This window comes from Streptomyces sp. NPDC060000 (assembly GCF_042737375.1).
Lineage (GTDB): Bacteria > Actinomycetota > Actinomycetes > Streptomycetales > Streptomycetaceae > Streptomyces.
Window position 1 is genome coordinate 29,714 of the sequence record NZ_JBHWUU010000039.1, and the last position, 12,784, is coordinate 42,497.

Below are 12,784 nucleotides of genomic sequence, written 5' to 3' on the forward strand. Positions count from 1 at the left end.
CCCGGGCGGCGGCCGGGTCGGCACGTTCACTCCTGGTTGAGATTGGCCGACGGTCGGTACGGGGCAAGGAGTGGGTGTACGGACACGAGGAGGTGGCGTCGAGGCATGACGAGCATGACGAGCATGTCGAGGGCGAGAGTGGCCCGGCGCATCGCGGCCGGCGCGGCCTACGGCGGCGGTGGCATCGGGCTGGCCGGGGCGGCGGCGGTCGGGCTGGTGGTGGCGGAGGTGCATCTGGCCCGACGCCAGGTGAACCACGGGGCCCAACCGCACGTCCCGCACGCGGAGGGCCGCTACGGCGTCGCCTACGACGCCCCCGGCCCCGGCAAGGAACCCCTGCGCCTGACGATGCTGGGCGACTCCACGGCGGCCGGCCAGGGCGTACACCGCTCCGGCCAGACCCCGGGCGCGCTGCTGGCGTCGGGCCTGGCGGCGGTCGCCGAGCGCCCGGTGGAACTGCGCAACGTGGCGCTTCCCGGCGCCCAGTCCGACGACCTGGGCCGCCAGGTCGCCCTGGTCGTCGCAGACTCCGACCGGGTGCCCGACGTCTGCGTGATCATGATCGGCGCGAACGACGTGACCCACCGCATGCCGGCCACCCGGTCGGTCCGCCATCTGTCCTCGGCGGTACGGCGGCTGCGCACGGCCGGCGCGGAGGTCGTCGTCGGCACCTGCCCCGACCTGGGCACGATCGAGCCGGTCCAGCAGCCGCTGCGCTGGCTGGCCCGCCGCGCCTCGCGCCAGCTGGCGGCGGCCCAGACGATCGGCGCCGTCGAGCAGGGCGGCCGCACGGTCTCCCTGGGCGACCTGCTCGGCCCCGAGTTCGAGGCCAACCCGCGCGAGCTGTTCGGCCCCGACCACTACCACCCCTCGGCGGAGGGGTACGCGACGGCGGCGATGGCGCTCCTCCCCACGGTCTGCGCGACTCTCGGCCTGTGGCCGGCGGACGAGGAACGCCCGGACGTCTCCCGCCGCGAGGGCTTCCTGCCGGTGGCCCGGGCAGCGGCGGAAGCGGCCTCGGAGCCCGGCACGGAGGTAACGGCGGCGATGCCGACGGGCCCCCGAGGCCCCTGGGCCCTGCTCAAGCGCCGCCGGAGGCGGCGGGTGTCGGAAACGGAACCGACGTCCCCGACGAGCGCCTCGGGGGTCTGACCGGACCGCCCCCAGCCCACCAGCCCCATGGGCATCCAACCCACCACCCCGACGGGAATCCGACCCACCAGCCGAGGGCGGCCTGCCCCATCACCCCGACAGGGGCCCGCCTCACGACCCCAACGGGAATCCAACCCACCAGCCGACGGCCGCCCGCCCCACCTGCCCCACCAGCCGACGGCGGCCCGCCCCACCAGCCCCACCAGCCGACGGCGGCCCGCCCCACCAGCCCCACCAGCCGTTGGGGGCCCGCCTCACCAGCCCGTCCGGCGTTTGAGGACGAGGCCCCTTCAGGGCCGTCGGGGGTCTGGGGGCACAGCCCCCGGCTTCGGCGCGTCCCCCCACCCGCACGAACCCGCCCAACCGCCGGAGGCCCAAGCAAGCGCTTAGTAAATTGCGGCACGAGTCACACCGCCACCCCCGTGACCCAGCCCATACCTACAGGTAACTTCCAGACAGCCGTGCCCATACGAACCGTTCCCCTGGAGCCGTGATGCCCGAAGCAGTCATCGTCTCGACCGCCCGCTCGCCCATCGGCCGCGCTTTCAAGGGCTCCCTGAAGGACCTGCGCCCGGACGACCTCACCGCCACCATCATCCAGGCGGCCCTCGCCAAGGTCCCCGAGCTGGACCCGAAGGACATCGACGACCTGATGCTCGGCTGCGGCCTGCCCGGCGGCGAGCAGGGCAACAACCTCGGCCGCGTCGTGGCGGTGCAGATGGGGATGGACCACCTCCCCGGCTGCACGATCACCCGTTACTGTTCCTCGTCCCTCCAGACCAGCCGCATGGCCCTGCACGCCATCAAGGCCGGCGAGGGCGACGTCTTCATCTCGGCCGGCGTCGAACTGGTCTCCCGGTTCACCAAGGGCAACTCCGACAGCCTGCCGGACACGCACAACCCGTTCTTCGCCGAAGCCGAGGCCCGCACCGCGGCCGTCGCCGCACAGGAGGGCACCACCTGGCACGACCCGCGCGAGGACGGCCTCGTCCCGGACGCCTACATCGCGATGGGCCAGACCGCCGAGAACCTCGCCCGCCTCAAGGGCGTCACCCGCCAGGACATGGACGAGTTCGGCGTCCGCTCGCAGAACCTCGCCGAGGAAGGCATCAAGAACGGCTTCTGGGAGCGGGAGATCACCCCGGTGACGCTCCCCGACGGCACGGTCGTCAGCAAGGACGACGGCCCGCGCGCCGGCGTCACCCTGGAGGGCGTCCAGGGCCTGAAGCCGGTCTTCCGCCCCGACGGCATGGTCACCGCCGCCAACTGCTGCCCGCTGAACGACGGTGCCGCCGCGCTCGTCGTCATGAGCGACACCAAGGCCCGCGAGCTCGGCCTCACCCCGCTCGCCCGCATCGTGTCGACCGGCGTCTCCGGCCTGTCCCCCGAGATCATGGGTCTGGGCCCGGTCGAGGCGAGCAAGCAGGCCCTGCGCCGCGCCGGCCTCACCATCGACGACATCGACCTGGCCGAGATCAACGAGGCGTTCGCCGCCCAGGTGATCCCCTCCTACCGCGACCTCGGCATCGACCTCGACAAGGTGAACGTCAACGGCGGCGCCATCGCCGTCGGCCACCCGTTCGGCATGACGGGCGCCCGCATCACCGGCACGCTCATCAACTCCCTCCAGTTCCACGACAAGCAGTTCGGCCTGGAGACGATGTGCGTCGGCGGCGGCCAGGGCATGGCGATGGTCATCGAGCGACTGAGCTGATCACCTGAGCTGACCACCTGAGCCAGGGCCTTCGACAGGGCCCCTGCGTAACCGTGTCAGCACCTGAAGTGACGGATCAGCCCGGAGTCCGGAAAGCCCCCGGACTCCGGGCCGTTTGGTGATTCAATCTCCTCCAGGATGTGACCTATCTCCCTCCCCGGAGGGATTTACGCAGCTCAGCGCCGTTCGGCACCAAACCTCAGGCCCAAAGTCCTGCCCGTTTCGTGACGTTACGCACTGACAGCTGGATAGTCCGCCCTTCAAGCTGATGTAGGAAGTCGGGGGTCGACTTTGAACCGGGAGTACGTCAGTGAGCGCCATGCCGATCGCCTTGCTGGTCACCACGGCCGCCACGGGCGCCGTGGGCGTCGCCGTCCTGCGCACCCTCTTGCAGTTGCGCCGGCAGGTCGCCGCCCTGCACACCCAGTTGGCCAGGGATGCCAGGAACGCCGAGGAGGCGGCCGCCGAACTGCGCGGCTTCGTCCCGGCCGCCCGCACCACGGCCGACGCGGCTGAGATACGCGCCGCCGTCGCCGAGGCGCTCGCGGAGGAGCGGGAGCGGGAACTCGCCGAGGCACGCGCGTTCTGGGCCGCCCAGGAGGCCCGTGACGCATCCGACGCGCCCTCTTTGCTGGGTCTCCCGGACAGCGAGCTGTTCCTGCCCCGGCAGGCCGACTTCGTGGGCCTGGAGCCGCTGGAGCCGGTGTCCGAGCAGACCGCGGAGGCCGACGAGTTCGCCGGCGACTCCGCCGAACTGGCCGCGGCCCGCCGCCGTCACCCGTCGCACCCGGACTTCGTGCCGGTCCAGTCACCGGTCGTGAACGACCACGAGCGCACGGTGGCGACCCTCGAGGAACTGGCCGCGTCCCAGACCGGACTGACCGACGTCCGCCCGGGCCCGCTCGGCACCCTCGACGTCTACGTGTTCGCCGACGGCACCACCCTGTGCATGACGCCGGGCCACCGCGAGACGGCGGAGCGCCTCGCCGCCGCCCTCACCGCGGGCGAGACCCCGTTCCTGCTGGGCGGCTCGGGCATCTCGGGCGCGTACACCCTGACGTTCCAGTGCGGCGCGGAGAACGTCTACATCCTGGCCGACCGGGTCATAGCGAGCCTCTGAGGCTCACACGCCCGCCCGTTTCTGCGCCTGCGCCACCAACTCCACAGCCTCCCGAACCTGGCCCTCGTCCGTGAGTACGAGGGCCAAGTCGTGCGCGGCGACGGTGATCTGGTCGGCGGCGGCGAACATCCCGACGTCCGGCATCTCGCGGGGCGACGCCGCGGGCTCCTCGATGAGCTGCGCGCGCCGGGCCAACTCCCTGGCCAGGGCCAGCGCCTCCGCGGCCGCGCTTCTCTGCAGCCGGCTCTGCGGAGCGGCACGCAGTCGATCGGCGAAGTGGTCCACCGCACGGGTCAGAGACGTCGTATCAGCCACGCCGTGAGAGTACGCGTCGCACCGGGACTGTTGCCAACGGGCGAACACTCAGGCACCGTGACCTGAAGGACCGGCTTATATCCCCTTTGCTACCGGAGGCGCCGATGTCCCATGTCCTCTCCGAGGAGACCCACCGCAACATACTGGCCCGCATCCCCCACTGCACCGGTCGTGAAGTCGCCGACTGGCTGCGCACCGTCGACGAAGGCCCCGCTCTCCGCTTCGAGGAGAAGGTCAGCTGGCTGCGCGCCGAGCACAACCTCGCGTACGGCCACGCCAAGGCGATCATCCACGAGTACGACCTGAGGAGGGCCGCGCGCAAACTCCTCTAGCGCGCACGCGACACACCGGACCACGGCCACGGGGAAGGGCCCCGGGATCGAAATCCCGGGGCCCTTCCCGCTGTCTTGCCACGGCGTACCCACCGCCGGTCGCGCGGTCACTCGGTCATCAGTCCCCGAGTGACGCGACCGCTCGGTCGCTCAGTCGCTGTTGAGGATCGAGAGGAGTCGCAGGAACTCCATGTAGATCCAGACCAGCGTCATCGTGAGGCCGAAGGCGGCGAGCCAGGCCTCCTCGCGCGGGGCGCCGTACGCGATTCCGTCCTCGACCTGCTTGAAGTCCAGGGCGAGGAAGCAGGCGCCGAGCAGGATGCCGATGACACCGAACACGATGCCGAGCGGACCGCTGCGGAAGCCGAGCCCGTCGCCGCCGCCGAAGACGGTGAACAGCAGGTTCACGACCATCAGCAGCACGAAGCCGAGCGCGGCGGCCATCACGAAGCCGTAGAAGCGGCGGTTGACGCGGATCCAGCCCGCCTTGTACGCCACGAGCACACCGGCGAAGACCGCCATGGTGCCCATGACCGCCTGGGCGACGACGCCGTCCGCGATGTACGTGGACACCGCGCTGGAGATCACGCCGAGGAAGACGCCCTCGAGGGCGGCGTACGACAGGATCAGCGCGGGCGCCGCGCGGCGCTTGAACGACTGGATCAGGGCCAGCACCATCGCGACCAGACCGGCGGCGACGCCGATGCCGTACGACTTGTTGATGTTGGCTTCGTCGACGGGCAGCAGCACCCAGGACAGCACCGCGGTGAGGACCACCAGGCCGAGCGTGGTCGCGGTGCGCGCGACGACGTCGTCCATGGTCATCCGGCCGGTGGCGGCCGGGGCCTGCGGCGGGGCGCCCTGCTGAAGACCCTGCTGGGCGTAGGGGTTCTGCGCGTACGGGTTGCCGGCCTGCTGGGCGTACGGGTTGCCCGGCTGCGTGCCGACGGCGGGTCCCCCGGCCTGCGGCGCGGCGTTGAAGCCCGCGTAGCCGTTGTCGCGGCTGAACCCCCGTCGCGAGAAGACCGGGTTTCTGCTCCTCATTGCACTCCTCCGTGGCCACACTGCGCGGCCTTGAGCTCAAGGGTAATAGGTAGGCAAAGGATTGACCCTAGTGCTTGGGGAGGATCTTTCCCTGTCGCTGCTGCGCAACACGCTACGCGGCGTGGTGATTCCCACGGCAGGAGGGCTGTGTTCATGACCAAGCCGGGACCTGGCCGGTACCGCACGGAGACCGCGGGGGCCCGGCGGAGCCCGAACGGGGGCGGACAGGGCGGGCGGAACCGGGCAGGACCGGGCAGGACCGGCCCCGCCCGATCACCCGAACGGGAACCCGGTGTACCCCTCGGCCAGGTCGGTCTCGGCGGCCCGGGAGGAGGCGAACCGCTCCAGCCGGGCCAGCTGAAGGCGGTCCTCGAAGGGGGTGGCGTCGGGCGCGGGGTGCAGCAGTGTCGTCATGTCGTACGAGAACCGCTCGGCCTGCCACACCCGGCGCAGACAGGTCTCCGAGTAGGCGTCCAGGAGAGCGGCGGACCCCGTCCCCCTCCGGTGCGCCAGGGCCCGCGCGAAGGTGACGACGTCCCCGACGGCGAGGTTCAGCCCCTTCGCCCCGGTGGGCGGCACGATGTGGGCCGCGTCCCCGGCGAGGAAGAGCCGGCCGTGCCGCATGGGCTCGTGGACGTAGGAGCGCATGGGCGTGACCGACTTCTGGGTGATCGGCCCGCGCTCCAGTCTCCAGTCGTCGTCCGTCTCCAGGCGACGCTCCAGCTCGTCCCAGATCTCCTCGTCCCCCCACGCCCGCGCGTCCGTGCCCTCGGGCACCTGGAGGTAGAGGCGGGAGACGGTCGGGGAGCGCATCGACAGCAGTGCGAAGCCGCGGTCGTGGCGGGCGTAGACGAGCTCGTCGTGCGAGGGCGGTACGTCGGCGAGGATGCCGAGCCAGCCGAAGGGGTACGTCCGCTCGAAGACGCGGGTCAGCGAGGCCGGGACAGCCTGGCGGGCGACGCCCCAGAAGCCGTCGCAGCCCACGACGTAGTCGCACTCCAGGACGTCCTCGACGCCCTCGTGGCGGAAGCGGACCCGCGGGTGATCGGTGTCGGCGTCCTCGACGGCCAGCGCCTCCGCCTCGAACAGCAGCGGGCCGCCCGCCTCGAGCTGGAGGGCGATGAGGTCCTTGCACACCTCGGTCTGCGCGTAGACCATCACCGACCGGCCACCGGCGAGGGCGGGGAAGTCGACGCGGTGCCGCCGCCCGGCGAAGCGCAGCTCGATGCCGTCGTGCCGCAGCCCCTCCCGGTCCATCCGCTCCGCGGCCCCGGCGGCGCGCAGGACGTCCACCGTGCCCTGCTCCAGGATCCCGGCGCGCTGGCGCTGCTCGACGTAGGCCCGGTCGCGGCTCTCCAGCACCACGGAGTCGATACCGGCGTTGTGCAGCAGACGGGCGAGGAGGAGGCCGGCGGGGCCGGCGCCGACGATGCCGACAGTGGTGCGCATCGGGCGTTTCCCTTCGGGGTTCATGCAGTGCTGTTCGCACAGTGAAGTTTTCTTCACCATCTTCGGACGTGAGTCTGCGCCCCTGCTCACCGGGTGTCAACGGTCGGGACGGGAGGGAGGCCGACCGCCGCGGCGGTCAGTGCCTCGATGGAGGATGCAACGATCGCCGGGACGTCGGAAGTGCCCAGAGCCGGACTTGAACCGGCACGCCCGCGGAGGGGCAGCGAGGTTTAAGCTCGCCGTGTCTGCATTCCACCATCTGGGCAGGCCGAGGGCTCCACTTGAGCTTCAGACCCTATCGGGATCCGTCCCCCGAACAGCGGAACAGCGGACCGATGTTGTCTTATTTTATTGACGTCTGAGGGTGCATCAGCACCCGGAACTCGCCATCTGCACTTGCCAGTAGCCTGGCGCGCGGCAATCGCCTGCGTATACGGAATGACGGAATTTCACCGCCCGAACGAGGGTGCTCCACCGGTTCTTGACGAATGTCCAGCAAATGGAGGGGCACGGGAGCGAGTAGGGGACGGGAGTCATCCGCAGGTATGACACGGCGGTCCGCTGTCCGCCCCGAGTCTGCCCCCGGAACCGGAACAACGGCTGACTACACGGCGGGCGACGGCCGGGACGATGGTTCACGTCCCCCCGACATGCCGTCGTCCCGTCAGGAGCCACCCCGTGACCACCAGCCCCCTCGCCGAGCGGACCACCACCGCGGCCGCCCGCGCCACGGACCTGTCGAAGATCTACGGACAGGGCGAGACGCAGGTGGTCGCCCTGGACCGGGTCTCGGTCGACTTCCGGCAGGCCGAGTTCACCGCGATCATGGGGCCGTCCGGCTCCGGCAAGTCCACGCTGATGCACTGCGTGGCGGGTCTCGACAGCTTCTCCTCCGGCTCCGTGCGCATCGGCGACACCGAGCTCGGCTCGCTGAAGGACAAGCAGCTCACCAAGTTGCGCCGGGACAAGATCGGGTTCATCTTCCAGGCGTTCAACCTGCTGCCGACGCTGACGGCGCTCGAGAACATCACGCTCCCGATGGACATCGCGGGCCGCAAGCCGGACAAGGAGTGGCTGGAGAAGGTCATCCGGATGGTGGGACTCGCCGACCGGCTGAGCCACCGGCCCTCGCAGCTCTCCGGCGGTCAGCAGCAGCGCGTCGCCGTCGCCCGCGCCCTCGCCTCCCGGCCGGACATCATCTTCGGCGACGAGCCGACCGGAAACCTCGACTCGCGCGCGGGCGCCGAGGTCCTGGGCTTCCTGCGCAACTCGGTGCGGGAACTGGGCCAGACGGTGGTGATGGTGACCCACGACCCGGTGGCGGCGGCCTACGCGGACCGGGTGATCTTCCTCGCGGACGGACGGATCGTCGACGAGGTGTACGGCCCGACGGCCGACTCGGTGCTCGACCGCATGCTGCGCCTTTCCGGGGGCAATCCCAGGACCCCCGAGTTCGACGCCGAGGGCCGCACCAGCTGATCACCGGCCAGCTGATCCCCGACCGGGACCGACCGCTCGACGACGAGCAGGACTGAGAAGACAACACCCATGTTCCGTACCGCCTTGCGCAATGTGCTCGCGCACAAGGCCCGGCTCCTGATGACCGTGCTCGCCGTGATGCTCGGCGTGGCCTTCGTGTCGGGGACCCTGGTCTTCACCAACACCCTCTCCGGTGCCCTTCAGAACAGCTCCGCCAAGGGCTTCGACCAGGTCGACGTCGCCGTCACCGCCGAGTCCCAGCCGGACGTCGGCGACCGCATCGTCAAGTCGGCCGAGCTGACCCAGGCCCTGCTGGAGCAGAGCGCGAAGGTTCCGGGCGCGGCGTCCGCCGTCGGCGTCGTCAGCGGTTTCACCGCCATCGCCGACAAGGACGGGAAGCTCATCGGCGGCGGTTTCCAGTCGCAGGGCGCGAACTACTGGGGCGACAAGGACGCCCGGTACCCGTTCGCCTCCGGGCACGCCCCGAGCGGCGCGGACGAGGTCGTCATCGACTCGAAGACCGCCGAGCGGGCCGGGTACGTGGTCGGCGACACGATACGGCTCTCCGTCGACGGTCCCGTCCTCACCCCGAAGATCACCGGCGTCTTCACCACCGACGACGGCAACGTCACCGCCGGCGGCAGCCTCGCCCTGTTCGACACGGCGACCGCGCAGACGCTCTTCGGCAAGCCCGGCACCTACGACGAGATCGATGTGAAGGCGGCCGCCGGGACCTCACAGAGCGCGCTGAAGTCCGCGCTGGACACCGCCCTGCCGAAGGACGAGGTCGAGACCACCACCGGCGGGCAACTGGCGGACGACCAGGCCAAGGTGATCGCCGCGTCGATGAGCGGAATGAAGCAGGGGCTGCTGGTCTTCGCCGGTATCGCGCTCTTCGTCGGCACCTTCATCATCGCCAACACCTTCACCATGCTGGTCGCCCAGCGCACCAAGGAACTCGCGCTGATGCGGGCCGTCGGCGCCTCCCGCCGGCAGGTCACCCGGTCGGTGCTGATCGAGGCGTTCGTCGTCGGCACGGTCGCCGGGGTGACCGGTCTGGTCGCCGGTATCGGCATCGGAGCCGGGCTGCGCTCACTGCTGGGGACGCTGGGGGCGACCGTCCCCGACGGGCCGCTCGTCGTCTCGGGCGGGACGGTCGCCGCCGCCATGGTCGTCGGCATCGTCATCACCATGCTGGCGGCCTGGCTGCCCGGCCGCCGGGCCGCGAAGATCCCGCCCGTCGCCGCGATGAGCAGCGTGCACGCCACCGCGAGCACCAAGTCGCTGGTCCTGCGCAACACGCTGGGGGCGCTGTTCTCGGCGGCGGGTGTCGCCGTGGTCCTGGCCGCCACGACGATGAGCGGGTCCGACGGCCAGGCCCCCATGGGTATCGGCGCGGTCCTGCTGATCATCGGTGTCTTCATCCTGACCCCGCTGCTGTCCCGCCCGCTGATCGCGGCCGCCGCGCCCGTCCTGCGGATCTTCGGGGTGTCCGGCAAGCTGGCCCGGCAGAACTCGGTGCGCAACCCGCGCCGTACGGCGGCCACGGCCTCCGCGCTGATGATCGGCCTGACCCTGATCACCGGTATGACGGTGATGGCGGGCAGCCTGCAGAAGTCCATCGACAAGATGGCGTCCTCCGCGATCAGTGCCGACTACGTGGTGTCGATGGCGAACGGCAACGAGCTCTCCGCCGGGATCGACGAGAAGCTGAAGGCCACCGGCGGCGTGACCGCCACCAGCCCGATGCGCAATGCGCCCGGCCGGATCGACGGCACGACCGAGTACCTCACCGGTGTCACCGGCTCCACCATCGGCGAGCTGACCGACCTCAAGGTGGAGGACGGCGCCTTCAAGGTGGCCGGCGGGCAGGTCGTCGTCGATGACACGACCGCCAAGTCCCACCACTGGAAGGCTGGTTCGTCCTTCACGGTGAACTACGAGGACGGCAGGAAGCAGCAGCTGACGGTCGCCGGGGTCTACGAGGGCAACGAGCTGATCGAGGGCATCCTGCTGGACAACGGCGCTCTCACCCCGCATCTGGCGGACCCGACCGACATGCGGGTCATGGTCAAGACGTCCGGCGGTGTCTCGGACGGTACGAAGGACAGGCTGGAGAAGGCTCTCGGCTCCAACCCGGCCATCAAGGTACAGAGCAAGAAGGACCTGTCCAACGAGGTCGCCAAGATGTTCACGCTGATGCTGAACATGCTCTACGGGCTGCTCGCGATGGCCGTGATCGTCGCGATCCTCGGTGTCATCAACACCCTCGCGATGTCGGTCTTCGAGCGCTCCCAGGAGATCGGCATGCTGCGGGCCATCGGCCTGGACCGGCGCTCGGTCAAGCGGATGGTCCGGCTGGAGTCCTTGGTGATCTCGCTCTTCGGCGGGGTGCTCGGCATCGGCCTGGGCGTGTTCTTCGGGTGGGCGGCCGGTGAGCTGCTCGGCGCCAGCATGCCGACGTACGAACTGGTCGTGCCGTGGGCCCGGATGACCGTCTTCCTGCTGCTGGCCGCCGGGGTGGGCATCCTGGCGGCGCTGTGGCCGGCCCGGCGGGCGTCGCGCCTGAACATGCTGGCCGCGATCAAGTCGGAGTAACGGCGCCGTGGTCGGGGCCCCGTCGTGCGATGCGGCGGGGCCCCGTCGTGCGTGAGCGGCCGTCAGTTCCAGGTGCGGGCACGCAGCGGCATCCCGGAGCGTCCGGACCCGGGGGTCCGGACGGCCAGGACCTGGTTGACGCCGATCCGGTTGCGTTCGAAGGCGACGGCGGAGGCCGCCATGTAGAGCCGCCAGACCCTTGCGCGGCCGGGACCGGTGAGGTGGGCTGCCAGGTCCCAGTCGGCTTCCAGACGGTCGACCCAGCGGCGCAGGGTGAGGGCGTAGTGCTCGCGGATCGACTCGACGTCACGGACCTCGAAACCCGCGCGTTCGAGCTGGGTGACGGTGGTGCCCACGGGGGCGAGTTCGCCGTCCGGGAAGACATAGGCGTCGATGAACGCGTTCACGTCGTACGCCGACTCGTCGCGCTGCGGACGGCGGGCGATCTGGTGGTTGAGCAGCCGGCCGCCGGGCCGCAGCAGCGCGTTCAGGGCGTGCGCGTACTCCAGGTACTTCTCGGAGCCGACGTGTTCCGCCATGCCGATGGAGGAGACCGCGTCGAACGGGCCGTCGGTGACGTCCCGGTAGTCCTGGACGCGGATGTCGACCTTGTCGGTGAGCCCGGCGTCGGCGACCTGCTTGCGGGCGAACGCCGCCTGCTCCTGGGAGAGGGTGATCCCGACGACGGTCGCCCCGTGTTCGCGGGCCGCGTGGACGGCCAGGGAGCCCCAGCCGCAGCCGACGTCCAGCAGCCGCGAACCGGGCCTCAGGTCCAGCTTGCGGCAGACGAGTTCGAGTTTGTCGCGCTGGGCCAGTTCGAGTGTGCTGTCCTCGGACTCCCAGTAGGCGCACGAGTAGACCATGGACGGGCCGAGGACGAGCGCGTAGAAGTCGTTGCCGACGTCGTAGTGGTGGCTGATCGCGCGTCTGTCGGTGCGGCGGGTGTGGAGATGGCCGGTCCGGCGGACCTCTTCGCGGGGCGGGGCGGGCGGCAACGGCGGTCCGGCGAGTCTGAGCAGGCCGTAGACGGCCGTACGGAACTGGGGGTCGCGCAGGGCCTGGGTGAGCGTACGGGCGTCCTCGCCCCGCTCCCAGAGGAGACCGGAGAGCAGATCGACCGCGGTGTACAGGTCCCCCTCGATCTCCAGGTCACCGGCCACCCAGGCGCGGGCGAGGCCGAGTTCGCCCGGTTTGAAGAGGATCCGGCGCAGGGCCCGGCGATTGCGTACGACCAGGGTCGGTGCGCCGGGCGGGCCCGCCTGCGAACCGTCCCAGGCGCGGACGCGCACCGGAAAGGGGGCTCCCAGCAACTGTTCGACGCGGGCATGGAGCCGCGGCGCGGCGTCAGCCATGATGCAACCTCCGTGACAATGATCCGCAATGTCCTGACACTACGTAAACACGGAAGAGCGCACCGTCAAGTCCCGCGCGGCCGTCACGGACCGGCAAAATACATGTACACCACATGTGTCACCGACGGCGGGCCGGGCGGGCACCGAAGGGGCCGCCCGCACCACGCCCGAAGGGGCCGCCCGCACCACGGATGGCGGACGGCCCCTTCGGGGGTGTATCGGTGACCGG

Annotated in this window: 10 protein-coding genes and 1 tRNA gene; 6 read left to right on the forward strand and 5 right to left on the reverse strand. The window is 70.7% G+C overall.

The window, feature by feature from the left end; all coding sequences use genetic code 11:
• The first annotated feature begins 114 nt into the window (after positions 1-114).
• The 3 genes from ACFWBB_RS21255 (at position 115) to ACFWBB_RS21265 (ending at position 3,986) form a co-directional block, all read left to right on the forward strand.
• A complete protein-coding gene (locus ACFWBB_RS21255) occupies positions 115-1,152 on the forward strand; it encodes an SGNH/GDSL hydrolase family protein (protein WP_385274627.1) in 1,038 nt (345 codons plus the stop codon).
• 493 nt (positions 1,153-1,645) lie between these two features.
• Complete coding sequence (locus tag ACFWBB_RS21260) at positions 1,646-2,866, forward strand: acetyl-CoA C-acetyltransferase (protein WP_385274520.1); 1,221 nt, start codon at positions 1,646-1,648, stop codon at positions 2,864-2,866.
• Between the two features lie 319 nt (positions 2,867-3,185).
• Positions 3,186-3,986 (forward strand): hypothetical protein, encoded by an 801-nt coding sequence (locus ACFWBB_RS21265; protein ID WP_385274630.1) that lies wholly within the window; start codon positions 3,186-3,188, stop codon positions 3,984-3,986.
• A gap of 3 nt (positions 3,987-3,989) precedes the next feature.
• Here ACFWBB_RS21265 and ACFWBB_RS21270 read toward each other — a convergent pair whose 3' ends face one another.
• Positions 3,990-4,301, reverse strand: a complete 312-nt coding sequence (locus ACFWBB_RS21270; protein ID WP_385274522.1) for a hypothetical protein — start codon at positions 4,299-4,301, stop codon at positions 3,990-3,992.
• Between the two features lie 104 nt (positions 4,302-4,405).
• On the opposite strand from ACFWBB_RS21270, the gene ACFWBB_RS21275 reads away from it, so the two are divergent.
• Complete coding sequence (locus ACFWBB_RS21275; RefSeq protein ID WP_020128488.1) at positions 4,406-4,633, forward strand: DUF4287 domain-containing protein; 228 nt, start codon at positions 4,406-4,408, stop codon at positions 4,631-4,633.
• A gap of 150 nt (positions 4,634-4,783) precedes the next feature.
• On the opposite strand, the gene ACFWBB_RS21280 is transcribed toward ACFWBB_RS21275, so the two are convergent.
• From ACFWBB_RS21280 to ACFWBB_RS21290, 3 genes are all read right to left on the reverse strand, one after another.
• Positions 4,784-5,677, reverse strand: coding sequence for a Bax inhibitor-1/YccA family protein (locus tag ACFWBB_RS21280; protein WP_385274525.1), 894 nt, complete (start codon positions 5,675-5,677; stop codon positions 4,784-4,786).
• Positions 5,678-5,950: 273 nt separating this feature from the next.
• Complete coding sequence (locus tag ACFWBB_RS21285; protein WP_385274528.1) at positions 5,951-7,126, reverse strand: 4-hydroxybenzoate 3-monooxygenase; 1,176 nt, start codon at positions 7,124-7,126, stop codon at positions 5,951-5,953.
• Positions 7,127-7,307: 181 nt separating this feature from the next.
• A tRNA-Leu gene (locus tag ACFWBB_RS21290) sits at positions 7,308-7,391 on the reverse strand.
• Positions 7,392-7,804: 413 nt separating this feature from the next.
• Between ACFWBB_RS21290 and ACFWBB_RS21295 the strand changes: the two genes are divergently transcribed.
• Both ACFWBB_RS21295 and ACFWBB_RS21300 read left to right on the forward strand, forming a co-directional pair.
• Complete coding sequence (locus ACFWBB_RS21295; RefSeq protein WP_385274531.1) at positions 7,805-8,605, forward strand: ATP-binding cassette domain-containing protein; 801 nt, start codon at positions 7,805-7,807, stop codon at positions 8,603-8,605.
• Positions 8,606-8,674: 69 nt separating this feature from the next.
• A complete protein-coding gene (locus tag ACFWBB_RS21300; protein WP_385274535.1) occupies positions 8,675-11,203 on the forward strand; it encodes an ABC transporter permease in 2,529 nt (842 codons plus the stop codon).
• 62 nt (positions 11,204-11,265) lie between these two features.
• On the opposite strand, the gene ACFWBB_RS21305 is transcribed toward ACFWBB_RS21300, so the two are convergent.
• Positions 11,266-12,555 (reverse strand): class I SAM-dependent methyltransferase, encoded by a 1,290-nt coding sequence (locus ACFWBB_RS21305; RefSeq protein WP_385274538.1) that lies wholly within the window; start codon positions 12,553-12,555, stop codon positions 11,266-11,268.
• Positions 12,556-12,784: the final 229 nt, after the last annotated feature.

What these genes read in the sequence shown, in the direction of transcription:
- ACFWBB_RS21265 (WP_385274630.1), top strand. Translation starts at nt 3,186, where the DNA reads ATGCCGATCGCCTTGCTGGTCACCACGGCCGCCACGGGCGCCGTGGGC.
- ACFWBB_RS21300 (WP_385274535.1), top strand. Translation starts at nt 8,675, where the DNA reads ATGTTCCGTACCGCCTTGCGCAATGTGCTCGCGCACAAGGCCCGGCTC.
- ACFWBB_RS21285 (WP_385274528.1), bottom strand. Translation starts at nt 7,126, where the DNA reads ATGCGCACCACTGTCGGCATCGTCGGCGCCGGCCCCGCCGGCCTCCTC.
- ACFWBB_RS21280 (WP_385274525.1), bottom strand. Translation starts at nt 5,677, where the DNA reads ATGAGGAGCAGAAACCCGGTCTTCTCGCGACGGGGGTTCAGCCGCGAC.
- ACFWBB_RS21260 (WP_385274520.1), top strand. Translation starts at nt 1,646, where the DNA reads ATGCCCGAAGCAGTCATCGTCTCGACCGCCCGCTCGCCCATCGGCCGC.
- ACFWBB_RS21305 (WP_385274538.1), bottom strand. Translation starts at nt 12,555, where the DNA reads ATGGCTGACGCCGCGCCGCGGCTCCATGCCCGCGTCGAACAGTTGCTG.
- ACFWBB_RS21255 (WP_385274627.1), top strand. Translation starts at nt 115, where the DNA reads ATGACGAGCATGTCGAGGGCGAGAGTGGCCCGGCGCATCGCGGCCGGC.
- ACFWBB_RS21275 (WP_020128488.1), top strand. Translation starts at nt 4,406, where the DNA reads ATGTCCCATGTCCTCTCCGAGGAGACCCACCGCAACATACTGGCCCGC.